The sequence below is a fragment of the Duganella sacchari genome (assembly GCF_900143065.1).
Taxonomy (GTDB): domain Bacteria; phylum Pseudomonadota; class Gammaproteobacteria; order Burkholderiales; family Burkholderiaceae_D; genus Rugamonas; species Rugamonas sacchari.
On the sequence record NZ_FRCX01000013.1, the window covers coordinates 131,621 to 156,115 of the forward strand.

21 protein-coding genes are annotated in these 24,495 nt (G+C 62.2%); 6 read left to right on the forward strand and 15 right to left on the reverse strand.

Annotation, left to right across the window (positions count from 1 at the left end; all coding sequences use genetic code 11):
• Positions 1 to 5: 5 nt before the first annotated feature.
• Entirely contained in the window at positions 6 to 1,493 is a 1,488-nt protein-coding gene (locus tag BUA36_RS24630; RefSeq protein ID WP_084560323.1) for an FAD-dependent monooxygenase, read from the reverse strand.
• A 54-nt stretch (positions 1,494 to 1,547) separates the two neighbouring features.
• Here BUA36_RS24630 and BUA36_RS24635 point away from each other — a divergent pair, with 54 nt between their 5' ends.
• The 6 genes from BUA36_RS24635 to BUA36_RS24660 all read left to right on the forward strand — a co-directional run bounded on the left by BUA36_RS24635 (position 1,548) and on the right by BUA36_RS24660 (position 7,451).
• The gene (locus BUA36_RS24635; RefSeq protein WP_072788462.1) at positions 1,548 to 2,189 is read left to right on the forward strand and encodes a TetR/AcrR family transcriptional regulator; all 642 of its coding nucleotides are present in this window, start codon (positions 1,548 to 1,550) and stop codon (positions 2,187 to 2,189) included.
• 106 nt (positions 2,190 to 2,295) lie between these two features.
• Positions 2,296 to 3,594 (forward strand): sugar MFS transporter, encoded by a 1,299-nt coding sequence (locus tag BUA36_RS24640; RefSeq protein ID WP_072788464.1) that lies wholly within the window; start codon positions 2,296 to 2,298, stop codon positions 3,592 to 3,594.
• A 77-nt stretch (positions 3,595 to 3,671) separates the two neighbouring features.
• Complete coding sequence (locus BUA36_RS24645; RefSeq protein WP_139260682.1) at positions 3,672 to 3,953, forward strand: hypothetical protein; 282 nt, start codon at positions 3,672 to 3,674, stop codon at positions 3,951 to 3,953.
• Between the two features lie 384 nt (positions 3,954 to 4,337).
• Positions 4,338 to 5,471, forward strand: coding sequence for a sensor histidine kinase (locus BUA36_RS24650; protein ID WP_208861926.1), 1,134 nt, complete (start codon positions 4,338 to 4,340; stop codon positions 5,469 to 5,471).
• A 226-nt stretch (positions 5,472 to 5,697) separates the two neighbouring features.
• On the forward strand, positions 5,698 to 6,270 hold the full coding sequence (locus BUA36_RS24655; RefSeq protein ID WP_072788468.1) for a TetR/AcrR family transcriptional regulator: 573 nt from the start codon (positions 5,698 to 5,700) through the stop codon (positions 6,268 to 6,270).
• An 8-nt stretch (positions 6,271 to 6,278) separates the two neighbouring features.
• Positions 6,279 to 7,451: an SGNH/GDSL hydrolase family protein gene (locus tag BUA36_RS24660; RefSeq protein ID WP_072788470.1), complete on the forward strand. Its 1,173-nt coding sequence runs from the start codon at positions 6,279 to 6,281 to the stop codon at positions 7,449 to 7,451.
• Here the strand turns inward: BUA36_RS24660 and BUA36_RS24665 are convergent.
• The 14 genes from BUA36_RS24665 to BUA36_RS24730 all read right to left on the reverse strand — a co-directional run bounded on the left by BUA36_RS24665 (position 7,430) and on the right by BUA36_RS24730 (position 24,478).
• Positions 7,430 to 9,043: a M64 family metallopeptidase gene (locus tag BUA36_RS24665; RefSeq protein ID WP_072788472.1), complete on the reverse strand. Its 1,614-nt coding sequence runs from the start codon at positions 9,041 to 9,043 to the stop codon at positions 7,430 to 7,432. The genes BUA36_RS24660 and BUA36_RS24665 overlap by 22 nt on opposite strands.
• Before the next feature lie 93 nt (positions 9,044 to 9,136).
• Entirely contained in the window at positions 9,137 to 10,030 is an 894-nt protein-coding gene (locus BUA36_RS24670; RefSeq protein WP_229255800.1) for a helix-turn-helix domain-containing protein, read from the reverse strand.
• A 57-nt stretch (positions 10,031 to 10,087) separates the two neighbouring features.
• Positions 10,088 to 12,118 carry a response regulator gene (locus BUA36_RS24675; RefSeq protein ID WP_072788553.1) on the reverse strand — a complete coding sequence of 677 codons (2,031 nt, stop codon included), beginning with the start codon at positions 12,116 to 12,118 and terminating at the stop codon, positions 10,088 to 10,090.
• A gap of 92 nt (positions 12,119 to 12,210) precedes the next feature.
• Positions 12,211 to 13,992: a methyl-accepting chemotaxis protein gene (locus BUA36_RS31570; protein ID WP_072788476.1), complete on the reverse strand. Its 1,782-nt coding sequence runs from the start codon at positions 13,990 to 13,992 to the stop codon at positions 12,211 to 12,213.
• Between the two features lie 56 nt (positions 13,993 to 14,048).
• A complete protein-coding gene (locus BUA36_RS24685) occupies positions 14,049 to 15,761 on the reverse strand; it encodes an LVIVD repeat-containing protein (RefSeq protein WP_139260684.1) in 1,713 nt (570 codons plus the stop codon).
• 17 nt (positions 15,762 to 15,778) lie between these two features.
• Positions 15,779 to 16,813: a porin gene (locus BUA36_RS24690; protein WP_084560324.1), complete on the reverse strand. Its 1,035-nt coding sequence runs from the start codon at positions 16,811 to 16,813 to the stop codon at positions 15,779 to 15,781.
• 81 nt (positions 16,814 to 16,894) lie between these two features.
• Positions 16,895 to 18,133, reverse strand: coding sequence for a kynureninase (kynU, locus tag BUA36_RS24695; RefSeq protein WP_072788478.1), 1,239 nt, complete (start codon positions 18,131 to 18,133; stop codon positions 16,895 to 16,897).
• 164 nt (positions 18,134 to 18,297) lie between these two features.
• Positions 18,298 to 19,677 carry an amino acid permease gene (locus tag BUA36_RS24700; protein WP_072788480.1) on the reverse strand — a complete coding sequence of 460 codons (1,380 nt, stop codon included), beginning with the start codon at positions 19,675 to 19,677 and terminating at the stop codon, positions 18,298 to 18,300.
• 24 nt (positions 19,678 to 19,701) lie between these two features.
• Complete coding sequence (locus BUA36_RS24705; RefSeq protein WP_072788482.1) at positions 19,702 to 20,715, reverse strand: amidohydrolase family protein; 1,014 nt, start codon at positions 20,713 to 20,715, stop codon at positions 19,702 to 19,704.
• Positions 20,712 to 21,245, reverse strand: a complete 534-nt coding sequence (locus tag BUA36_RS24710; protein WP_072788484.1) for a 3-hydroxyanthranilate 3,4-dioxygenase — start codon at positions 21,243 to 21,245, stop codon at positions 20,712 to 20,714. The genes BUA36_RS24705 and BUA36_RS24710 overlap by 4 nt, the downstream gene beginning before the upstream one ends.
• Before the next feature lie 15 nt (positions 21,246 to 21,260).
• Positions 21,261 to 21,680, reverse strand: a complete 420-nt coding sequence (locus BUA36_RS24715) for a RidA family protein (RefSeq protein ID WP_072788486.1) — start codon at positions 21,678 to 21,680, stop codon at positions 21,261 to 21,263.
• A 2-nt stretch (positions 21,681 to 21,682) separates the two neighbouring features.
• Positions 21,683 to 22,495, reverse strand: a complete 813-nt coding sequence (locus BUA36_RS24720; protein WP_229255801.1) for a 2-keto-4-pentenoate hydratase — start codon at positions 22,493 to 22,495, stop codon at positions 21,683 to 21,685.
• Positions 22,492 to 23,520 carry a 4-hydroxy-2-oxovalerate aldolase gene (gene dmpG, locus BUA36_RS24725; RefSeq protein WP_072788488.1) on the reverse strand — a complete coding sequence of 343 codons (1,029 nt, stop codon included), beginning with the start codon at positions 23,518 to 23,520 and terminating at the stop codon, positions 22,492 to 22,494. Before dmpG ends, BUA36_RS24720 begins: the two co-directional genes overlap by 4 nt.
• A gap of 10 nt (positions 23,521 to 23,530) precedes the next feature.
• Positions 23,531 to 24,478, reverse strand: a complete 948-nt coding sequence (locus tag BUA36_RS24730; protein WP_072788490.1) for an acetaldehyde dehydrogenase (acetylating) — start codon at positions 24,476 to 24,478, stop codon at positions 23,531 to 23,533.
• Between the last annotated feature and the right edge of the window lie 17 nt (positions 24,479 to 24,495).

The following is a 24,495-nucleotide window of genomic DNA, read 5'->3' on the forward strand; positions in this document are numbered from 1 at the left end:
GCTAACTACCTGGCCGCCGGGTTGAACCAGCGGCGCAGTGCATCTATCAAGCCATCCGTGCTACCGGCCTCGCCGGCCCATGCCACGCAGGCATCGGGCCGGATCAGCATGGAGACGCCGCCGTCGACGGCCACGCAGCGCACCCGCTCTGTTGCCGCAGCCACGCTGCGTGAGGCGCTGGCGTCGGCGCTGGCGTCGAGCAGCACACCATGACCATCCTGCATCAACGCATATAAGCCATGCTGGTCGCCGAGCAGGCGGCCAACCGCATCCAGCGGCGACTGCATGTCGTAGCGCGTCGCCAGACCGGTCATCATTTCGCCGATGTAGCGGTTGACGTTATCGAACTGCATGAAGTGGGCGAACAGGTCGCGCATGGCGCCGGCCTGGGGATCGGGCCGCAGGATCGCAACCTGTGCCAGCGTGTTGGCCAGCACTACTTCCGCCACCGGACGGCGCTCGGCGGTGTAGCTGTCCAGCAGGTGCTCAGGCATGTCGCCGCGCACCACGGCCGCCAGCTTCCAGCCCAGGTTTGCCGCGTCCACCAGGCCGAGATTCATGCCTTGGCCGCCGAACGGCGAATGCACGTGGGCGGCGTCGCCGGCCAGCAGTACGCGGCCGCGCCGGTAGCTGTCGGCCAGCCGTGTGTTGTCGGCCCAGCGGCTGGCCGTGGCCATCGATATCACGCGGATGTCCTTGCCGCTGATGCGGCGAACCAGCGTCTCGATCTCTTCGCGCGTCACGGGCGCGTCCCGGTCTTGCGGCGGGCCGCTGAAGTCCAGAATGAACAAGCGGCCCGGGAACGGGCCATACGCAAACACACCGCCCTCGGTGCGATGCCATCCTGCCGGCAGCAACCGCTCCGGGTGATCCAGTTCGACGATGGCCTGGTAGAAGGTCAGCGATGGCGGCGTGCCGGGAAATGCAAAGCCAGCCTGCTTGCGGATCAGGCTACGGCCACCATCGCAGGCCACCAGATAGGCGCCGCGCAGCCGGAACACGCCGCCGTTGCAGCTGCCATGCACTTCGACACCATCATCTCCTTGCGTGAAACCCGTGACCTCATGCGCGCGGCGCACTTCGATGCCGAGCGCACGCACGCGTCCGGCCATCACGGCCTCCAGGCCAGGCTGGTCGATCGCGTAGCCGCGCCGCTCCGGTTCTTTCATGACGTCGCGGCGTATGAGCGCCAGACCGGCGAACTGGCCGCTGTATTTTTTCATGCGGCCAGCCAGGTCGGCGCCGGTCTGCTCGGTAAAGCGCTGCATCTCGGCCAGGTTTTGCGCCTCGCCGGCGGCCAGACCGTCAAGCATGCCGCGCCGCGCCAGCGCCTCGCAACCCAGCGGTCCGACAGTAAATGCCTTCATGGCTGTACTGGGCGCCGCCAGACGCTCCAGCACGACAACCCGCACACCGGCCAGGGTTAATTCAATCGCGGTCAGCATGCCGACCGGGCCGGCACCAACAACGACCACATCATATTGCTCTATCATATACTCAATCTAATTATGTACTTAGTACATATAAGATATGCTATGATCCGCTGCATGTCAAATCCAACCGATTTGCGCTCCCGCAAGCGCCTCGCCACCCGGCAGACCATTTCCACCGCCGCCACCAAGCTCTTCCTTGAGCGCGGCTTCGACCATGTGACCGTGGATGAAATTGCGGCGGCTGCCGATGTGGGGCGGATGACGGTGTTCAACCATTTCCCGCGCAAAGAAGATATGTTTTTCGACCGCGACGAGGAAATCCGCAGCGTGCTGCGCGCGGCGCTGCTGCAGCGGACGCCCGGCGTGGCGCCAGTCGAGACCTTGCGCCTGCTGGCGCACCGGCTGGCGGAGCAGCAAGTCCCCTTCCTGACGTTCTCTGCGGACAGCCAGGGTTTTGTCGAGACGATTGAAGGCAGCGAAACCCTGAAGGCGCGCGCCCGCGCCCTGCGCGAGGAGCTGACACAGGTCGTCGCGCACGCGCTGGCGGAAGGCGCCGGACACGATCCGGCGCACGCCGACGCGCAACTGGCGGCCCACCTGCTGCTGGCGACCTGGACTTCGGCGCTGGTGCAGGCGCACCGCACTTTCCGCCAAAAACAACACACTGGCGAGGCGCAAGCCGCATTCCTGGCCATCATCGACAGGGGCAGTATCGGCCTGCAAGCCGCCATGGCAGGCACATCTTATGATGCGTGATATCTGGTATATGCAAATGATATGGATGTTGGTTTTTTTGGCATTGGAGATCAAACCAGCGCTGCTATAGCATTGTCAGCCAGGTCCACTTCAGAAGAGTCTTCCCATGCCAGCTCCACTTTCCACCGCCAGCAGCGCCGCGCAGCCCCAGCCGCAGCACGCCGGCGCCAGCGCCGTGTTGTCGCTGCTAACCAGCCTTTTCTTCACCTGGGGCTTCATCACCGTCATCAACAATACGCTGCTGCCGCACCTGCGCAGCGTGTTCGATCTGAACTACACCCAGACCACGCTGATCGAATCGGTATGGTTCATCGCCTACTTCTTCGCCTCCATCCCGTCGGCGCGCCTGATCGAACGCGTGGGGTATCAAAAAGCCATGGTCACCGGCCTGGTCATCATGGCGGCGGGCGCCCTGCTGATGATACCGGCAGCCCGCCTGCCGTCCTACGGCGTGACGCTGATCGCCCTGTTTGTGATTGCCGCCGGCATCACGCTGCTGCAAGTGTCGGCCAACCCTTACGTGGCGGTGGTGGGCTCGCCGGAAACCGCTTCGGCACGCCTGAACCTGGTGCAGGCGTTTAACTCGCTGGGCACCACGCTGGCGCCGCTGTTTGGCGCCTACCTGATCCTGGGCCGCTCCGCCTCCGGCACGGCCGAAGCGGGCCATGTACTGACCCAGACAGAAAGACTGGCCGATGCACAGGCAGTCCAGCTGCCCTACCTGATCGTGGCTGCGGTGCTGGTGATACTGGCCCTGGTCATCGCCCGCTTCCCGCTGCCGGTGCTGCATGGCGCCACGCGCCGCGTGTCGAGCGAGGAACGGGCGAAGATGTCGCTGTGGAAGCACCGCAACCTGATATTCGGCATCCCCGCCATCTTCATTTACCTGATCGCAGAAATCGGCGTGGCCAACTTGTTCATCAACTTCACGGCCCAGCCGGAAATCGGCAACCTGAACCACGAACAGGGCGCACACTACCTGTTCCTGCTGTGGGGCGGCATGATGGTGGGCCGCTTCATCGGCAGCCTGCTGATGAACAAGACCTCGGCGGAGCGCGTGCTGGCCTGCGCCGCCATCGGCGCCTTCATCGTCATGATGATTGCAGCACTGGGCACCGGCAGCGTGGCGATGTGGGCGCTGATTTCGGTCGGCCTGTTCCACTCGGTGATGTTCCCGACCATCTTCACGCTGGGCATCAAGGGCCTGGGACCGCTGACCGAGGAAGGCGCCGGCCTGCTCATCATGGCGATTGCCGGCGGCTCGCTGGTCGTGGTGCAGGGCTGGCTGGCCGACACCATCGGCCTGCAACTGTCCTTCCTGCTGACGGCGGTGTGCGAACTGTACGTGCTGTTCTACGCCGTCTGGGGCGCCAGGGCCACCAACGCTTTCCCGGACGCGAAATAAGCGCCACTGCGCGCTAGCGAACAGTGGGCAGGAAACAGCGAGACTACGATAACGCCATCAACCTTATGGCCGCCATCATGAATCTTGCCCACCACCGGACCGTTGTTGCCCATATCCTGCCGCTGCGGCAGCGCGATTTTCAGGCGCCACGTCTTCGTCCACAGCGTGCGCCGCGGCTGCGCGTGCTAGTCAGCCGCAGCGACCTGCATCAAGCCGCGCTGCTCGACCAGGGCATTACGTATGGCGCCTTGCGCGGCCTGCATGCCGCAGTCGATTTCCTGTGCGAGCAACACATCGCCCTGCCCACCATCGCCCGTGTACTGTTCCGTGCGGGACAGCGGCGAGCCATCTCGTTGTAAGCTATCGGCCACCCACTGCCGCCAGTTGCGACGCCAGATAGCGCCCGGGCGGCATGCCCCTGCACCACGCCTTCCAAGGCCAGGCTCTGCCAAATTAGCGCATGCAGGTAAAATTTCATTGTGGAATCGATAAACGCGTTTTTACGCAGCTGGGTCAACAACGGACACTGGTGTTCGCCAGCTGATGTATCGGTGGCGTCTAGTCCCGAACTCGGCCACAACCGGACAGCGGCGGATGACGAAAGGACCTCCTTTGTCGCCTTGTGCTCCCGCCAGAAGCGTTCACCGGAACGCCCTCCATATGATACCTGTGTTACGGTCAGCCAGGCTGGGTCTCCCTTGGGAGTCCGCGATGTATCAGTGACTGGACTAAGGGGTATTGCGATGATGTACGAATTCCTCACGAACAACAGAGGCGAACTAACGCAGCGATGTAGGGATAAAGTTGCGATGCGCCCCGGACGCTCAGCCTCTTCTATACAACTGGAAAATGGCGTCCCCATTTTTTTGGACCAACTCATCCGCACTTTGGAAACCGAGCAGACGCAAAATCCCGGTGCAAGTCACCGTATTTCGGGACCGGCAGGAGGCGCATCAGTTTCGTCAGAAGTGGGAACGTCTGCCACACAACACGGAAAAGACCTATTGGAGATGGGCTTCAGCGTCGATGAGGTCGTGCATGATTATGGCGATCTTTGTCAAGCGATTACTGACTTGGCGGTGGAGCGCGATGCGCCTTTCCAAATAGATGAATTCCGAACCCTCAACAGGTGTCTAGACAATGCGATCGCCGACGCAGTAAATGAGTTCAGCTATCAGAAGGAACTTGCGGTCACCAAGAAGATTGCTAACGAAACAAACCAGCGGGCGGGCTTCTTTGCGCATGAGCTTCGCAACATTCTGGGGACAGCTACCTTGGCATTTTCGGCAGCGAAGACTGGAAACTTGAGTCTCCATGGTGCAACCGGGACGATTCTCGAACGGAGCCTGGATGGATTAGCCAAGCTGATAGATGAGTCCATAGCCGAAGTTCGCATGTTAAGCCACAACACTTTGGCCTCTACCTCGTTTTCACTTTCAGAGTTTGTGGCAGAACTAAAGGCAGCTGCCGAATTGGCAGCGAAAGCTAAAGGGTGCTTACTTTCCGTCCCATCGATAGACCCTTTGCTCGCAATCATTGGTAATCGTGAGCTGCTGTTTTCAGCCGTGGCGAATCTCCTTCAGAACGCCATCAAATTTACGCATCCCGGTACCGAAGTTAGACTGTGCGCCTATGCAGTTGCGGACAGAATTCAAATTGACGTTGCGGACCACTGTGGCGGACTTCCGCCTAATGCAGAAGAGACCATGTTTCTGCCGTTTGCACAGAATGGCGCCGACCGGAATGGCTTAGGTCTGGGGCTCACAATTGCACAACAATCGGTTAAGGCATGCAACGGAACCCTCGAAGTGCATAACCTACCGACTGTAGGATGTGTCTTTACCATAAGCTTACCTCGATTCGAAGTACCAACTTAGACAATCGCAGCCAAGGAGCGCATACTGCCAGTCGTCTATCTGGCAGCGTGTGTCAGCTAAGGATTGAGCTAGTGGATAAAATTTGACCCCTGCATATCCATCATTATCGCCGCACTCAATCTCCGCATCGAGCGCTGGCACCGCCGCCAGCAAAAACTAAGCTGATTTGACAAACCTAATTACATTAGGAAATAATCTAATCTAATTAGTTTTTTTGGAGCAGCTTATGCCACGCATGGGACTTACACCGGATATCCTGGTGGAAGCGGCAGCCGCCATGGCCGACGAACGCGGTTTCAGCACGCTGACGCTGACGGAACTCGCGCGCAGTTTTGATGTGAAGGTCGCCAGCCTGTATGCCCACGTCAAAAATTCCGGCGACCTGAATGCGCGCCTCGCGCTGTACGCGCTGGACAAGCTGGCGTCACGCGCCGAAGAAGCAGTCGCCGGCCGTGCCGGCAAGGATGCGCTGCTGGCCGTGGCCCATGTCCACCGCGACTTCGCTCGCGAACATCCCGGATTATTCGAGGCAGCGCGCTACAAGCTGGAAGGCCCGTTCAATGACGACAATGGCGGCATCCGCATCTCACGCATTACCCGGGCGGCGCTACGCGGCTATGCGCTGAGCGAGACTGAAACCACGCACGCGATGCGCCTGCTGGGCAGCTTCTTCCTCGGCTTCCCCATGCTGGAACTGGCCGGGAGCTTTGACCACAGCCGTCCCAGCGCCGAAACATCCTGGAACCGCAGCCTGGATGCACTCGATGCGCTGCTGCGCTCTTGGCCAACGCACAAATAGGAGTTCGCATGCCCCTTCGCTTCCAGACCGCGATCAGCGCAGACCTGATCCATGGTGCCGTAGAAATCGACACCACGCCGGTCGGCCTGCTGCCTTATCGCCTGCCCGCCTGGGCGCGGGCACAATACCCGGATGGACAATTGGCGATGGCGGCGTCGCAGCCGTCCGGCGTGCGTCTGGCTTTCCAGACCGAAGCGCGCACCCTGGAGCTGCTAACGCTGCCCACCAAGCGCGCCTACAATGGCCTGCCGCCGCGCCCTGACGGCGTCTATGACCTGCACATCGACGGCCGACTGGTGCAGCAAGCCCACACCACAGGCGGCAAACTGCTGAAGATTGATATGGCCAGGGGCAGCACCGCAATCGAACCGGGCGAGCCGCAGATGCTACGCTTCAGCGACCTTCCTGCCGGCCGCAAGACCGTTGAAATCTGGCTGCCACACGATGAGACGACGGAGCTGATGGCGCTGCATGCCGACGCCGCCATCCATGCCGTCGCCACCAACAGGCGCCGCTGGCTTCATCACGGCAGCTCCATCAGCCAGGGTTCAAACGCCGCCAGCCCTTCCGGTACCTGGCCTGCCGTGGCGGCCGGGCTGGCCGGGCTGGACCTGCTCAACCTGGGTTACAGCGGCAATGCCCTGCTTGATCCCTTTGTCGCACGGACCATGCGCGACCTGCCAGCGGACGTTATCAGCCTCAAACTGGGTATCAACCTGGTCAACACCGACTTGATGCGCCTGCGTGCCTTTGTGCCCGCAATACACGGCTTCCTGGACACGCTGCGGGACGGCCATCCCACCACGCCGCTGCTGCTCGTTTCGCCGATCTACTGCCCGATCCATGAAGACACGCCCGGCCCCTGCCTGTTCGACCTGCCGGCGCTGCGCGAAGGCCGGCTGCTGTTCCGCGCAGCGGGCACGCCAGCCGAAGCCAAACAGGGCAAGCTCACGTTGCGCATCATCCGCGAGCAGTTGCAGGCCATCGTCACTGCGCGGCAGACGACAGACCCGCACCTGCACTACCTTGACGGCACCGCGCTGTATGGCGCATCGGATAACGCCCGTCTGCCGCTGCCGGACGAACTGCATCCGGATGCGGCCACGCAGCGGCTCATTGGCGAGCGCTTCCACCAACAGGTTTTTTCGGACGACTCCCCCTACGGTTTAGGGAAGCTGTAAGTCAGCGTGTAGGCGCCGCCACCGGATACGGAATTCACCATGGCATAGTAGTAGCCCGCCGCGCCGTTGTAGCTTATCGATTCACTGGAGGTGGCACCGGTGCTGGCCGCCACCTGCACCCAGCCATTGGCCATGAACTTGTACAGGTATAGCTGGAAGTTGGTGTTGGCCGGACCGCTCAATTGCAAGCTGAAATTGCCGGCGCCGGTCTGCACCCAGCCCGGCGAAGCGCTGGGCGCGTAAGCGAAGCCGCCATTCGCCAGCGTACCGGTTTGCGTCACACCGCCCGGCGCCGATCCGCCATATTGTGCAAACACCTTGCGCGCCGCGCCTTCATTCACGGCATGCCACGGATAACCCAGCGTCCGCATGCGTGAATTTTCGGTAGGACGGTATTTGCCGCTCGGGCAGTACTGCGCGCCCTGGAACACACCCACCGTGCCATTGGGGTAAGCACCCAGTCCCGTGGGCACCGCCGTACTGCTGGCGATCAGGCTTCCCCATTTGACGTTGCGCGTGCCATTCATCGACACATCCGGCTCGCCGGGTTCGCCGGACAGGCTGCACGTGCCATAGTCATATTCGTCCGCCAGGCCAAACGCCGTATGGCCGATTTCGTGCAGCGCGATTTCGATGGACTGGGTCGCCATCGACAGCGTGGCGATCTCGCCACCGGAGCCGCCATAGCGCGTGGAGTTGGCGACCACGATGATGACATCGCGTTCATCCGGCGCCAGCACGGAGCCGACGATGTTGTAGACCTTGTCGGAGTTGACGCACAACAGGCGGTCGATGTTGTAGCAATAGAAGGCGGCATCCATGGCCGTGTCACGGTAAATGCCCCGATCCGGTTCGTCTACGCCAGACTGGTTGCTGGCCACATCCACACGGCGCACGTTCATGGCGCTGCGATTGGCGGCGAACAGGGGATCAGCCAGGAAGCCATCGATTACCTTCTGCGCATCGGCATGCCACTTGTTCATTTCCGCTGCCGTATAGCCATCGCCAACGAACACATAGTCCATATGGGTAGCCGCCGCACCGTTGTTGACGATGGTGGTGGCTGTGGCGGACGGCGCCAGCGCCGCGCGCATGGCTTTCGATGGCGCGTTCAGCTTGAGCAGGTCGGCGCGGCTGAACTGCGCCAGCGGCACGGCAGCAGTAGCAATAGCGGCGCTCCGGGCGCCCGTCACCGTCGCCTGCACCGGCAGCACCTCGATACTGGCGGTATCCGCGTCAAAAGGCATGGACACTTCAAATATCCCTTCCTGCTGCGGCACCGTGTCAGCAACCTCGATTGCGCCAGTGGCTGGGTTGAACGCCTCGATATGGCGCTGGCGGCCGCTGGCCACCGTCACTTCATGCAGTACCGCGCCCGTGGCGTCACGTGCGACAACGCGCCATTGCGTGCCCGCAGCCCCCTTGCGCACATCGGGACTCAGCGCAAAGTTCCCGACCTGTACATGCCTGGCGATGAAGGCAGCGCCATTACGTCCTTCCGTAAATGCCAGGCGCAGTGCGATGTTGTCGGCACTGGCAGCGCCGGCGGCAAGCAGGCCGGCCAGCGCCGCTGCGATCAATCCAGATTTCATCAGTCTCTCCCATTATTGTCATTGTGGAGCACTGATTGTCAGTTTGTTGACTGTAGCGCGCATGACCAAAACAGCGCTTCTTGCATAAACCTGCTACGGGCACCGCTGACTGTTGCGATATGCCACCGGCGATACGCCATAACGGGCAGTGAACGCGCGGCTGAAATGGCTGGCACTGACAAAGCCATGATCGAGCGCGATATCGACGATGCGGCCATCGCCATCGCTCAAGGCCGCGCAGGCGTGTTCGAGGCGGCAGTCCAGGATGTAGCGGTGTGGCGAGACACCCGCTGCGCGATGGAACTCGCGCGAGAAATGCGCCTGGCTCATGCCGCATAGCGCCGCCAGTTCGGCATTGGATGGCGGTGCATGCAAATGATGGTCGATGTGGCGCAGCACGCAGCGCAACCGCGGGCCACTCAGGCCTTCCGCTGCTGTCCGCACCGGCTTGGCATAATGCTCGGCCAGGTAGCAGGCCAGCACGAAGACCAGATGGTCGCACATCAGGTCCGCGCGCGGGCCGGCCAGCATGCGCGCATCCAGCATTTTCCCCACCAGTTCCAGCACCACGCCGTCGCGCATGAAGGAACTGGCCGTCAGCGCGACATCCGGCGCCGCGTCGGCGCGCAGCAGCATCTGGTCCATCAACGCCACCGGCAGGAACAGGTTGACGATATCGCAGGCGCCCAGCCGGCTCCATTTGCCCGACTCTCCGGGCGGGCACAGACGAAAGCGGCCAGCAGCGACCGTGCCGCCCCAGATGGGTGTATTGTCCTGCCAGATGCGCGTCTCCAGCGGCTCCATAATCAACGCCAGGCGATAGCTGCCGGGATGGGCGCTCAACGTACGGATCGTGTGATCCGGCTCCTCGCTGCGCCAGCGCACCAGCGCCGCCCCGGACGACGGCAGAGGACCGACGCAGGCGCGCAATGGCAGGGTTGCCCCGCTCTGGCGGAGCCAATGTTCAAGGTCAGCGGCGTTCTGCACTTGCATCTCCGGGACAGGACCAGTGAAGCGCAAGGGTAGCACAGCGGGAAATAAGCGCTATTCCTCGTCGAGCTGCTGTTTCACGCGTGCGGCAAGGGCGTCCGCCGTAAAGGGCTTGGTCAGTATCAGCATGCCGCGCTCCAGATGGCCGTGATTGAGCACCGCATGCTCCGCATAGCCGGTGACAAACAGTACCGGCACCTCGGGCACACGGGTACGCACGGCATCGGCCAGCTGGCGGCCATTCATCCCGTTCGGCAGGCCGACATCGGTAACCAGCAGGTCGATATCGGCATGGGCCTGCAATACCGTCAGTGCGGACGCGCCATCCTCCGCTTCAACCACGTCGTAGCCAAGGTCCGCCAGCATTTCCATGGTGACGGTCCGCACCAGCGGTTCATCATCCACCAGCAGGATCTTCTTGCGCCACAAAGCCACCGACGCTGGCTTGTTCACCGCCAGCGCATCGTCCTCCAGGCTCTCGCCGACGTAACGGGGAAGCAGCACGCAGACCCTGGCGCCCTGGCCCGGCTCCGATGCAATGCGGACCGTGCCGCCCGACTGCCCGGCAAAGCCAAACACCATGGACAGCCCCAGGCCCGTGCCCTGCCCCGCAGGTTTGGTGGTGAAGAAGGGTTCAAATGCGCGTGCCAGTACGTCGGCCGTCATGCCCGTACCGGTGTCGCTGACGGACGGCGACACATACTGCCCCGGCGGCAGGCCGTACTCGCGCGCACCGTCTTCGTCCAGCGCGTGGTTCGCCGTCTCGATCATCAGCTTGCCGCCGTTGCCCATCGCGTCGCGCGCGTTGATGCACAGGTTGAGCAACGCGTTTTCAATCTGCCCGATATCGACACAGATATTCCATAAGCCCCCCGTAGCGATGGTTTCGACTGCGATTGCCGGCCCCACGCTGCGGCAAACCAGTTCATGCATGCTGGCGACGATGTGGTTGAGATTAGACGGCCTGGGGTCCAGCGTCTGCCGGCGCGAAAACGCCAGCAGGCGCTGGGTCAGGGCCGCCGCACGCCTGACGGCGGATTGCGCGCCGCCCAGGTGGCGGTCGATATCGCCGATCCGGCCTTGCGTCAGCCGTATCTTCATCAATTCCAGGCTGCCGCTGATGCCAGCCAGGATGTTGTTGAAATCGTGCGCCAGGCCACCCGTCAGCTGGCCCACCGCATCCATCTTTTGCGACTGGCGCAGCGCTTCCTCGGCACTCAGCAGCGCGGCCGTGCGTTCCTCGACCCGCTGTTCCAGCGTCTCGTTCAGGGCGCGCAATGCAGCCAGCGCGCGGTCACGCTCGGCTTCCACAGCGCGGCGGCCCTCGATATCGAGCAGCACCCCCGGGAAGGACAGCGGTGTGCCATCGGCCGCCAGCTCGACGCGGCCATTGGCTTCCAGCCAGTAGTACTGGCCATCCTGGCGGCGCGTGCGGTACTGGTGGGCATAGGCGCCGCCGCGTTTCAGTACATCGTCAATCGCCGTTTGCAGACCCTGGCGGTCGTCAGGATGGACAGTGGCAATCACCTCGGCGAGGCTGAGGCCCGCCCGCGGCTGTTTCTGAGAGAAGCCGAACGCGTGGGCAAAGCCCTCATCGACACTGAACTTGTCGGTCGGCAGATCCCAGAACCAGGTGCCGATAATCGCGCCCGCCGCCAGCGCCAGCTGCACGCGCTGTTCATTCTCGCGCAACGCGGCCTCGGTCCTCTTGCGCGCGGTGATATCGCGGAACAGCACCGACACCTGGCGCATTTCCTCCGCCCCTACGCGCATCGCGGAGACTTCGATATGACGGCCCACGGCCAGGAATTCCTGTTCAAAGCGCGTCGCTTCGCCGGTCCGCAGCACCCGCCCGTAAAGGTCCAGCCAGGTCTGGGCATTATCGGGCTCGATCTCCCGCAGCCGCTTGCCGACGATATTGCTGATGCCCGTATGGCGCTCGTAACCGGAATTGGCCTCCGTGTGGATGTAATCGCTGAGCGGCCCTTCCGGGCCATCAATGAACTGGATGATGCAAAAGCCATCATCAATGGCTTCGAAAAGCGCCTGGCGGCGGATGCGGCTGAGCGCAAGCTGGTTTTCCAGTTCGGCGTGGCTCAGCGATGCCGGTTCATTGTCCAAGATAGCGTCTTTCGTCGTCATAGCAGCCAGTAGTATAGCTGCTATGCCGGCTGACGCTACAACGTGAACCGGCCTACCGTACTGGCGAGCGACACCGCCTGCTCTTTCATGCTGTCGGCCGCCGACGCAGCTTGCTCCACCAGCGCCGCATTCTGCTGCGTGACTTCGTCCATATAGCCGATGGCGCCATTCACTTCGGCGATGCCCGCGCTCTGCTCCTGGCTGGCGGCGCTGATGGCGCCAATCAGCCCGGCCACCTGGTGCACCGAGCTGACGATGCGCTCCATGTGCTGGCCGGCGTCACCCGCCAGCATGCTGCCGGTTTCCGCGCGTTGGTGGGCATCCGCGATCAGCTCCCGGATTTCCTGCGCGGCCGCAGCGGAGGATTGCGCCAGTGTCCGCACTTCGGCGGCGACGACGGCAAAGCCGCGTCCCTGTTCGCCAGCGCGTGCCGCTTCCACCGCAGCGTTCAAGGCCAGGATATTGGTCTGGAACGCCAGTGCATCGATGGCGCCGATGATGTCGGCCATGCGGCGCGAACCATCGCGGATACGGTCCATGGTCTGGACCACGTTCTGCACCACCAGGCCACCGCTGCTCGCGGCACGGGAGGCGGAAACCGCCAGCTCGCTCGCCGACCGCGCGTTGGCAGCGGTGCCCTGCACCGTATTGGTCAGCGACTGCATGGCGCTGACCGTTTGCTCCAGCGAACTGGCTTGCGCCTCGGTGCGTGCCGACAGGTCGCCATTGCCGCCGGCGATGTCGGCAGCCGCCATGCGTACCATGTCGCTGGCGAGGCGGATCTGCCGCAGCACGTCGCTGATCTGGTCCGCAAAGCGGTTGAAAGCACGGCTGATCTGCGCCAGTTCGGTCGGGCCGCCATCATCCAGACGGCGTGTCAGGTCGCCATCACCATCGGCGATGTGGGACAAGGCATCGCGCACCAGATGCAGGCTACGCAGTTCGCGCGCGATCAGGACGGACAGTACGACAGCCGCCGCAATGCCCAGCACCACGGCAGTCATTGCGGACGTCAGCAGCATGTCACTCAGGCCGGCGGTTGCTTCGGCCCGGTCCAGCACCAGCGCCAACAGCCAGCCGGTGCCGGGAACGGCAGTGGCAAACAGGATACAGTCGCGACCATTCAGCGTGACGGCCGCGTTGCCGCCGGAAGACTCCAGCGCCGCCAGGCCGTCGTGTGACAGGCCTGCGCCCAGCGTATCCACCATCTGCATGGTGCGCTCTTTCTGCGGGTGTGCGATGACGCGGCCTTCGCGGTCGATCAGGAAGGCGTAGCTGCCTGGCGTCGGATGCAGCGCCAGCACCTGCGCCACGACCTTGGCCAGCGAAACGTCGGCAGCCAGCACGGCCTGCGGCGCCGGTTCGGCAAACGTCACCACCAGCTCACCACGTCCCGCGTCCACATACGGCGGTGTAATGACAGGACCGCCTGCCTCGACCGGCTTGCGATACCATGCACGCGTGGTGGGATCGTAGTCCGCAGGCGGCGGCTCATCGCGCGACGACGCGATGCGTTTGTCGGCGTAGCCGATGTAGACGTTATCGAAACCACCCGCCTGCGCTGCCGCCTTGAGCAAGGGCTGCGGTTGCGCCAGCGGAGCCGCGTGGCGCAGCGACGAAACCAGTGAACGCCGCGCGGCGACCCAGTCGCCTATCGCCGCTGCCTGGCTGGCCGCCAGCTGGCGCGTCTGCACATTCATCGTCTCCAGCGTACGGTTGCGGGTAGAGGCGTAGTTCGCGGCCGCCACCGCCAGCATCGCCAGGACGACAACAGCCACGCACAGGCCGATCAAGCGGCCGCGCAATGTAGAAAACATGGGAAATCCTATGGATAAAAAAACGGCCGGCAGAACGCCGGCCGCAAAGCACAGGCTTACTTCTTGGGCGGCATGCCCATCACAGGGTTGCCCAGCACCGAGGTGGACAAGGTGTAGATGCCGTGATTGGAGAACACCCACACCAGATTGCGGTCCCATTCCACGAAGATGCTGTGCACCGGGTTAGGCAGTGCGCGGATCGACAGGGTCTGGCCGTCGGTGGTCTTGCGGTCCGCATCGATCATCTTCGGCACGAAGTAGGCGGCGATGGTCGGGTTCAGCGGGTCTTTCACGTCAAAGATCTGCATGCCGGCGTTGTAGTACGAATATGGCATGTAGCGCGGGCTCGGCGTACCTGGCTGGATCTGCGCATAACCGCTGCGCTTCGGACCAAAGCTGCCGCGGCGCTGGCAGAAGTCGGTGAATGGCGCATCCTTCGGCGGCGTTGGCGTAGGCAGCGTGTTCACGATCTTCGGATGCAGCGGATCACGGACGTCGATAGAGTAGATCGCCTTCAGCGGCTCATAGCAGTCTTCCGACATCGGATAGCCGCTGTAGTAAACCATGCCGGTCGAATCCACCTTGCTGACGTCGATGTTATCGCCCTCGGTGCCGGTCACGCTGACTGGCATATCGATGTGCGCCACCGCATGCATATTGGCCGGATTCGAAATATCGATCACGTAGAAGCCGAAGCCGCCCATGGCCGCATAGCCGTACTTGCCACCCTGCTCCACTGGTTTCGGAATGAACAGCGGCATGCGCGCGCCCATCCACGAAGTCTTGTTGCCGGCACGAGGATTTTTCTTGTATTCCTCTTCCTCGCCCAGTCGCGAGCCAGGCGCCCACCAGGTCGACAGGCGTTTTGGATGCGATGGATCGGAGACATCAAACGCCAGCTGCGCACCCGCATACAGATAGGTCTTGTACTCGGTGTTGGCGAAGGTATCGTCAGGCGCACCGGCCACAAACAGATACTGGCCGCCGTCATATGCCGGCACGTCCTGGCAACCGGAACCCTGCTGCGGCTGATCCTGCGCCGAGTGGTAGGGATCAAGCGAGGTTTCGGACAGCAGCTTCCAGTCGGTCCACTGCGGGCTGGTCACCTCGTAGATACGGAAGCCGCGCAGCATCTTGCGTTCACGCGCCTTCTTGACGTCATCCGGGTTGGTGTACTTGTTCTGCACCAGGCCATAACGCGAGATCTCGTAGCACTGCACGGCGATCATCTTATCCAGCTTCTTGTTGTACTTGACGTTGAATGGTCCGAACTGATGCTCGCCGCCCTTGGTGTTAAAGGTCTTCTGCTGCACCACCTTGACGTCGCGCGGATTGGTGATGTCGAACAGGTTGTACATCCAGGTTTCGTAGTCGTACAGATAGCGGCGGCCATTCAGGTCGAAGCTGGCCTGCCAGCTGTGGCCCGCGCCCGCCACGTAAGGCGAGAAGTTCTCGACCTTGACGTTCTTGAGGTACTGGTTCTGGTCCAGATATGGCAGGCTGCCTTCTACCGGGTGGGCACCGTAGGCATCCGGCGTCGCGTCCGGGCTCTTGAACTTGCCGGTCTTGGCGTCGTAGCCATACGAACCTGGCGCCGGTACTGGCGGTTCGCCTGGCAACAGCTCACTCTTCTTTTGCATCGGGCCTGGCGCGTCTGGCGCGTGCAGATTCAGGCCGCTGCGCGGCGCTTGCGCCAGCGCGCTGCTGCTCAACATTGCCGCGCCTACAGCCAGCACCAGCGGGGATACCATCTTGGTCGTTTTTTTCATATCAGTCTCTCAGTGAATCAGAAGGAATGGCGCAGGCCTATCTGGGTTCCGCGTTCCGGGTTGCCGCTGCCGCTGTAGTTGAAGGTCAGCGGATACGGTACTTTAGGGCTTCCCTTGGTCAGCACGCGGCCATAGTTGACATAGGCGTCGGTGCGTTTGGAGAAGCGATAGCTGTAGCCCAGCAGGATGCTCTCGCCGTTGGTCAGATCCTTGCCTACGTCGTCATGACGGCTTACCGCGCTGACGTAGACGCTGTGGGTGGTGTCGATCTTCCAGCGCGCGCCCAGTTGTACATCCCAGCCCTTGGTCTGGAAGCCGACATAGGGCGGATAGGCGTAGTAGCCGTTGTAGGTATGGTAGATGAACGTCGGCTCAAAGCCGCCGAAGCGGTACACCGCCGAGATGTAGTTGTCGCGCGATGATTCCAGCTTGGGGGTGCTGATGTTCTTGATGTCCTTGCGGTCGGTCACATAACCCAGATACAGCGGGCCGTTGCGGTATTCGACACCCGTGCTGTACACGCGGCCGTTATGGTCTGCAGTCTCGTTGCCGGCGGTAGCCATGAAGCGGCCCTTGAAGCCGTTCACCGACGGCGTGGTGTACGACACCGCATTGTTCTCGCGCCACGGCGCGTAGAAGAACACGCTGTTGCTCACGCGGCTGTAATCACCCGACCAGCCCGGATCGGCATAGCCCACGATCCAGTACGACGGCGTATTCTGGCGGCCCAGGGCCAGCGCGCCCCAGTTGCCGCGAATGCCGACATAGCTCTCGCGCGGGGTTGGACCAACACCGGTATCGGCCGAGAACTGCATCTGGTGCAGGAAGAAGGCCTGGTTGCCATCGCCCAGATCCTCGGTGCCGCTGAACTCCAGGCGCGACTGGCTCAAACCACCGCTGGACACGCGCGTCAGCTTTTCCCTGGTGGTCGCCAGGCTTTCGACGTTGACGTCGATAACGCCGGAAATCACGATGTTATCGGCGGCCGCATGTCCTGCGGCCATGCACGCCAACGCTGCAGTACAAATCCATCCCTTCTGTTTCACTTTCATGTCTCCACTCCCTTTTTAATATTTGAATCATTGTTGTCAAATCTTTTTTATGTGGGGCTTTGCGTGGTGCTGCTGTTTAAGTCAGGTCACCGCCTTCCTGGTCAGGAACTTCTCCTGATTCCATTCGCCGGACGCCATGATCTGGGCCAGCACGTCCACCGTGTGATACACGTCGATATGGCGAACATACAGCGGCGCAAAGCCGAAGCGCAGAATGTCCGGCATGCGGAAGTCGCCCGTAATGCCGCGTGCGATCAGCGCCTGCACAATCGCGTAGCCTTCAGGGTGGGTCAGCGCCACCTGACTGCCGCGCAGTTCGCGCTCGCGTGGCGAACCAATACCGAAGCCATATTCGCCCAGGCGTTCATCCACCAGACGGATGAACAGGTCGCACAGGTCCTGGCTCTTGGTGCGCAGCTGCGCCATATCGACGCCGTCGAATACATCCAGCGCCGAATCCAGCGCCAGCATGGACAGCAGCGGCGGCGTGCCGCACTGCATGCGGTTGATGCCTGGCGCCGGCTGATAGTCCTTGACGAACGCGAACGGCTGCGCGTGGCCATGCCAGCCCGATAACGGCTGGCGCACGAGTTCCTGATGGCGACGCGCGACGTAGACGAAGGCCGGTGCACCAGGGCCGCCGTTCAGATATTTGTAGCCGCAGCCGACCGCGAAGTCGGCGCTGCATGCATTCAGCTCCACGTGCAGTGCACCAGCGCTGTGCGCCAGATCCCAGATACACAGCGCACCGGCGGCTTGCGCCTGGCGTGTGATGCCGGCCATGTCGTACACGCGGCCGCTGCGATAGTTCACGTGGGTCAGCATCAGCACTGCGACGCTGTCGTCCAGCGCATCGGCGACGGCGGAGGCATCGGATGGCACATAGCGGATCTCGGCGCCAAACAGTTCGGCGACGCCTTGGGCGATATACAGGTCGGTCGGGAAGTTGCCTTCTTCGGTCAGGATCACTTTGCGGCCAGGGTTCAGACGCAGTGCCGCCGACAGGGCTTTAAACAGGTTCACGGAAGTGGAATCGCCTACCATCACTTCATCCGCGCTGGCGCCGATCAGTGCTGCGACTTTGGCAGCAACGCGTTGCGGCAGATCGATCCAGCCGGCGTCGTTCCAGGAACGGATCAGGCCCGTGCCCCACTCGCCTGCAATTGCCTGCTGCATGCGTGCCGGCAGATGTGCAGGCATCGCGCCCAGCGAGTTACCGTCCAGGTAAACCTCGTCTTGCGGCAGGGTGAATCGGTCGCGGCAAGCGGCCAGCGGGTCGCGCTGGTCCATGTCGATGCAGTCTTGCTTGGTCAGTCTCATGCTTGTTTTCCTTGATTTACTTGTGTAGCTGAACCCAGTATGCATGGGTGTCGCAATAAGCGAAAATGAATAGTTAGGCTCCAGATATTCCGTTTTCTCATATCCAAAATCGACGGACGAAGCCCTCCCCTGCGGGATAAAAAACCGTTAACAACGGGGGTGATTTAGCGCTTGCGGTACCAGAAGAAATACATCACGCTCAAGGCCAGCATGAAGGGCAGGCCTGTCATGAGCGTCATCGCAAACTCCTTGGTGAAGGCGGTGGTGACCATGATCGCCAGCATCAGCCCTGCGCCCAGCATCGTCAGCCAGGGGAAGGCCCAGATACGGAACGGCAGCGGCGCATGGCCTTCGCGCGTCCAGCTGCGGCGGAAGAAGTAGTGGGTCACGAAAATCATCATCCACGTGAACATGGCGCCGAACATGGAAATCGCCATCATCAGCATGAAGGAGCCATCGGGGAACAGCACGCTCAGCACCGTTGCCAGCGCAATGCCGACGCAGGACAGCATCAGCGCCGCCACTGGTACACCGCGCTTGCTCAAGATGCCGAAGCGCTTGGGCGCCTGCCCTGCCCGCGACAGCGAGAACATGGTGCGCGTGGTGATGTACAACTGGCTGTTCATCGACGACAGTGCCGCGACCAGAATTACAAAATTGATCACGCCCGCAGCGCCTGGAATATGCAGCGCCTGCATCGCCATCACGAACGGGCTGTTGCCGCCGCCCGCCGCCGCCCATGGCACGATGGCCAGCATCAGGCCCAGCGTGAGCATGTAGAACACCACCAGGCGCAGCATCGTGGCGCGGAAGGCGCCGGTGATGGCCTGTTGTGGATCGCGCGCTTCGCCCGCCGCCACCGCCACCATCTCGATGCCGAGATAGCTGAAAATGGAGACGATCACGCCTGCCCACATGCCCGAGCTACCGTGGGGGAAGAAGCCGCGGTCACCCACATAATTCTTGAAGCCGATCGGGCTGGTCTCCGGCGCCGCATACACCATGTAGGCGCCGAGCAGAATAAACAGCACAATCGCGGCAATCTTGATGGTCGAGAACAGATACTCGACGTTGCCGAAAATGTTCACGCTCATCGCGTTCACCAGGATCAGGCAGGCGGAGAACAAAACGATCCACAACCAGGCCGGCGTGCCGGGGAACCAGTACTGCATGTACAGCGCCACGGCCGTCACCTCGGTACCGACGGCCAGCACGATGGATGACCAGTAGCTGTAGCGTACCGAGAAGCCCGCCCACGGCCCCACATAGTGCTCGGCGTAGGAGCCGAACGAGCCGGAGGTCGGATGGGCTACCGTCATTTCGGCCAGGCAGCCGATCAGCAGCATGGCGATCAGCGCACCGATGGCGTAGCTGACCAGGACACTGGGACCGGCAAAGCCGATGGCAAAACCGCTGCCGAGGAACAGGCCGGTGCCGACGGCGCCGCCAATGGCAATCATGGACATCTGGCCGCTGGACAGGCCGCGATGCAAGCCCGTCTCCCGTTCCACGATGGCGGAAAAGCCGCTCTTGTTGTGATTCATTTTGTCTCCTGTGATGCTTTTCTTTTAAATGCCGAAGAAGGCTTGCGCATTCCCACTCAACAGTCTTTGCTGTCGTTCGGGTGTGAAATCCGCTTCGCGTATGAGCCGTCCCACTTGCTGTTCGCCGAGCGGGTACGGGTAGTCTGACCCCAGCATCACGCGCTCCTCGCCCATCACATCGACCAGCAGCGATAGCGCACGCTGATCGAAGACCGCCGAGTCGACATAGAAGCGGTCCACATACGACGAGGGTGGATTGGGGCAGTCTTCACGCACAATGTCGCGCTGGTGCCAGGCGTTGTCGACACGTCCCAACAGGAAGGCGAAACTGCCGCCGCCATGGGCAAAGCAGATCTTGAGCGATTTGGGCAGACGTTCGAAGGCGCCGGACATAATCAGCGACAGGATGCCGAGCTGCGTTTCGGCCGGCATCGCCACCAGCCATGGCAGCATCCACTTCTTCATGCGCTGCTCGCCGCCCATCATGTCCCATGGGTGCACCAGCAGCGGGATGCCTTCGTTGGCGCAGTGGGTCAGGAAAGTCAGCAGACCTTCATCATCCAGATCCAGGCTGCCCAGGTGATTGCCGATCTGGACGCCGAGATGGCCGGTGGCCTTGGCGCGGCTGGCTTCACGGCAGGCGGCGTCGATATCCTGCAGCGGCACCTGCGCCAGCGCCTTCAGGCGCACCGGGTTGTGGGCGCACAGTTCCAGTGCATAGTCATTCATGCGCTGCGCCCACGGCAAGGCCTGGGCGATTGGATAGCGATAGCCAAACATTACCGGCGTTGCCGACATGAGCTGGATATCAACGCCCGAGCGGTCCATCTCCTCGACGCGGCGGGCGGAATCCCACAGCGCCGAATACACGGGGCGGAACGGCTGGTCGCCAGTCATAATCATGCCATGTTCGCTGTCGCGGATTTCCAGCCATGGCGCGCCCTGGGCATCGAGTGCAGCCGCTTCCGCGCGGGTAATCGGCGGGAAGAAGTGCGAGTGGATGTCGATGACCGGGTTGGCTTTCGGCGCGGCGCTCATGCCGCGCTCCCAAGCTTGCCGGGATGGACCGCCTTGCATTGCGGGCAGACACGCAGCGAGGCGTCGCCGTAGAAACGCTGGAACAGCGGCGGCAAATCGTCAACGATGCTTTGCAGCTGCACCTCGATGCGGTGCACCAGATGGTTGCACTCCAGGCAGTACCATTCGAACCCGTCGCGCATGCCATGCGGGCGACGGCGCTCGATCACCAGGCAAAGGCTGTCGGGATCGGGACGCTGCGGCGAGTGGCGCACGTGTGGCGCCAACAGGAAGATGTCGCCCTCCTTCAGGTCCAGCCGTTCGACGCGGCCGTTGTCCATGATGTTTAAATGAGCATCACCCTTAAACTGGTAGAAGAATTCTTCCAGCGGATCGTCGTGATAATCGGTACGCTGATTCGGGCCGCCGACCACCGTAACGATGAAGTCTGCGTCCTGCCAGATCTGCTGATTGCCCACCGGTGGCTTGAGCAGATGTGCGTGTTCCGCAATCCACTGCTGGAAATTGAACGGCTTGCCAAATTTATACATTATTGTCTCCAGCGTTTATTTTAAAGGGTGCCAGGCGATGGCCTTGATTTCAATGAGCAGATGCGGGTGCGGTAGTTGGTGTACCGCCACAGTGGTGCGGGTCGGCCCGTCGTAATCGAAGTATTCGCCGTACACCTCGTTGTAGCCGCCGAAGTCATTCATGTTGACCAGGAAGGTGCTGATCTCAACGATGTCGGACAGATCGGCGCCCGCGCTGCGCAGGATGTCGCGGATGTTGTCGATGACGGCGCGGGTTTGCGCACGGATGTCCAGCGAGGTGGTCCCCAGTGCGTCCACCTCCACCCCGGCCAGCGTGTTGTCCGGACGGCGCGAGCTGGTGCCGGAGACGAACAGAAAATCGCCGGCACGTTTCAGGTGCGGGAATTTGCCGCGTGGCTGGGCTTTGCCTTCCACCAGTTTTGCTTCGGTCTTCATGCTCACACTCCCGTCAGGAATTCAGCGCGGCCAAGGCCACCGATGTCAACGCTGACATGCAGGCCTGGCTGGAGCGCTTCGGCGGCGGTGGCCGCACCAGCCATAATCAGCGAGCCTGCCGGCAGCACCATGCCGCAAGCGCTGGCCAGTTGCGAAGCCTGCACCACGCTGCGCAGCGGATTGCCGAGGATGGCGCCGGTGCTGCCCAGCGCCACAGGACGGCCGTTGAAGCGCATCGTTACGCCGCGGTTATTCAGCTGCGCCAGGTCGGCGCAGAACTCACCGACCACCACCCCGGCCGACGAGCAGTTATCCGCCACCACGTCTTCCAGGTTGAATTTGAAATTGCGGTAGCGCGAATCGATGATCTCCATGGCCGGCGCCACGCCCGCCAGATAATCCGCCGCTTCCAGCAACGTCAAGGGGCGATCGATGGCGCGGCTGGTCAGGAAGCACAGCTCCGGCTCGACACGCGGATGGATGAAATCACCGAGGTTGACCACGCCGCCCTCTTCGTACAGCATGGCGTCCGTCAGCAGGCCCCAGATCAGGCTATCGACGCCCATCTGTATCATCTTGGCGCGGCTGGTGAAGCCCAGCTTTACGCCAACCGGCTTCTCGCCCCGCGCATGGCGCAGCGCGATGGACGCATGCTGGATAGCGTAAGCCTGATCCAGGCTGTAGCCGTGCTGCGGCGCCAGCGGATCGATCTCTACATGCTCGCGCGCCGCGCTGTCCAGCTGCTGCGCCAGCGCCGCGATATCGACGGTCGGCATGTGCGCCACGTCCGTCAGGTGCCACGATCCGGCGCTCATGCGGCCTCCTTTGCACGGCGTTGCTGCACCAGGTCCAGCGCGACATCGACAATCATGTCTTCCTGGCCGCCCACCATGCGGCGGCGGCCCAGCTCCACCAGGATATCGACCGTAGCAATGCCGTAGCGCGACGATGCCGCCTCCGCGTGCCGCAGGAAGCTCGAATACACGCCCGCATAACCCAGCGCCAGCGTCTCGCGGTCCACACGCACCGGACGGTCCTGCAATGGCCGCACCAGTTCATCGGCGGCGTTCATCAGCGTGAACAGGTCGGTGCCGTGCTCCCAGCCCAGACGATCGACAGCAGCAATGAACACCTCCAGCGGCGCATTGCCCGCCCCTGCGCCCATGCCGGCCAGCGAAGCGTCCACACGGTCGCAGCCATTTTCAACGGCAACGATGGAGTTGGCCACACCCAGCGACAGGTTGTGGTGCGCGTGCATGCCGGTCTGCGTTTCAGGCTTCAGCACATCCTTGAACGCCTGGAAGCGCGCGGCCACATCACGCATCGACAGCGCACCGCCCGAATCGACCACATACACACATTCCGCGCCGTAGGACTCCATGAGTTTGGCCTGCTGCGCCAGCGCTTGCGGCGTCGTCATGTGCGACATCATCAGGAAGCCAACCGTGTCCATGCCCAGCTTGCGCGCATGTTCGATGTGCTGGAGCGAGATGTCCGCTTCGGTGCAATGCGTGGCAATGCGTACCGTGCGCGCGCCCGCCTTGTAAGCCGCATCCAGATCGTGCACAGTGCCGATGCCCGGCAACAGCAGCGTGGCGATGCGCGAGTGCGTCAGCACGTTGGCCACGGCTTCGATCCATTCCAGATCGGTATGCGCGCCAAAGCCATAGTTGAAACTGGAGCCACGCAGTCCATCGCCGTGTGCGACTTCGATGCTGTCCACCTTGGCCGCATCCAGCGCGCGGGCAATGGCCACCGCCTGTTCCAGCGAGTACTGGTGCCGGATGGCGTGCATGCCGTCACGCAGGGTGACGTCAGACACATAAATTTTTTTGCTCATGGCGTGTTCCTTATTTTGCCAGCGCGCTGGCGGCGATTTGTTCAGCCGTGGCCAGCGCGGCCGACGTCATGATGTCCAGGTTGCCCGCATAGGCAGGCAGGTAATGGGCCGCGCCTTCCACTTCAATGAAGATGGAGACTTTGAGGCCATGCACCTTGCCCAGACCCGGAATGTTGATCGGACGGTCCGCAGGAATGCGCTCAAACTGCACCTGCTGCTTCAGGCGATAACCCGGCACGTAGGCGCTGACCTTGGCCGCCATCTCTTCAACGGATGCACGGATCTCATCCTCATTGGCACTTTCCTCGGCCAGGCAGAACACTGTGTCGCGCATCATCAGCGGCGGTTCGGCCGGATTCAGTACGATAATGGCCTTGCCCTGCGCCGCACCACCTACGCTGACGATAGCCTGCGAGGTCGTCTCGGTGAATTCATCGATATTGGCGCGCGTGCCCGGGCCAGCGGACTTGCTGGCGATGGACGCGACGATCTCCGCGTAATGCACCTTGGCGATACGCGATACGGCACGCACCATCGGAATCGTGGCCTGCCCACCGCAGGTCACCATGTTCAGGTTGGGTTCATTCAGGTGCTCATCCAGATTCACCACCGGCACCACGTACGGGCCGATAGCGGCCGGCGTCAGGTCGATCACACGCACGCCGTGCCATTGCAGCAGGCGGTTATGCTCCGCATGCGCGCCTGCCGATGTGGCGTCAAACGCCAGGCGGATCTGCTTGAAGTTCGGTAGCGCCGCCAGTCCTTGCACACCTTCATGCGTGGTTGGCACGCCCAGGCGGGCGGCACGCGCCAGGCCATCCGAATTTGGATCGATGCCCACCATCGCCCCCATCTTCAGGTGACGCGAATTGCGCAGTACCTTGATCATCAGATCAGTACCGATATTGCCGGAGCCGATGATGGCAACCTCCCAGCGATCTTGTTCTTTGTCTTGCATGGAATCTCCCTTGTTTT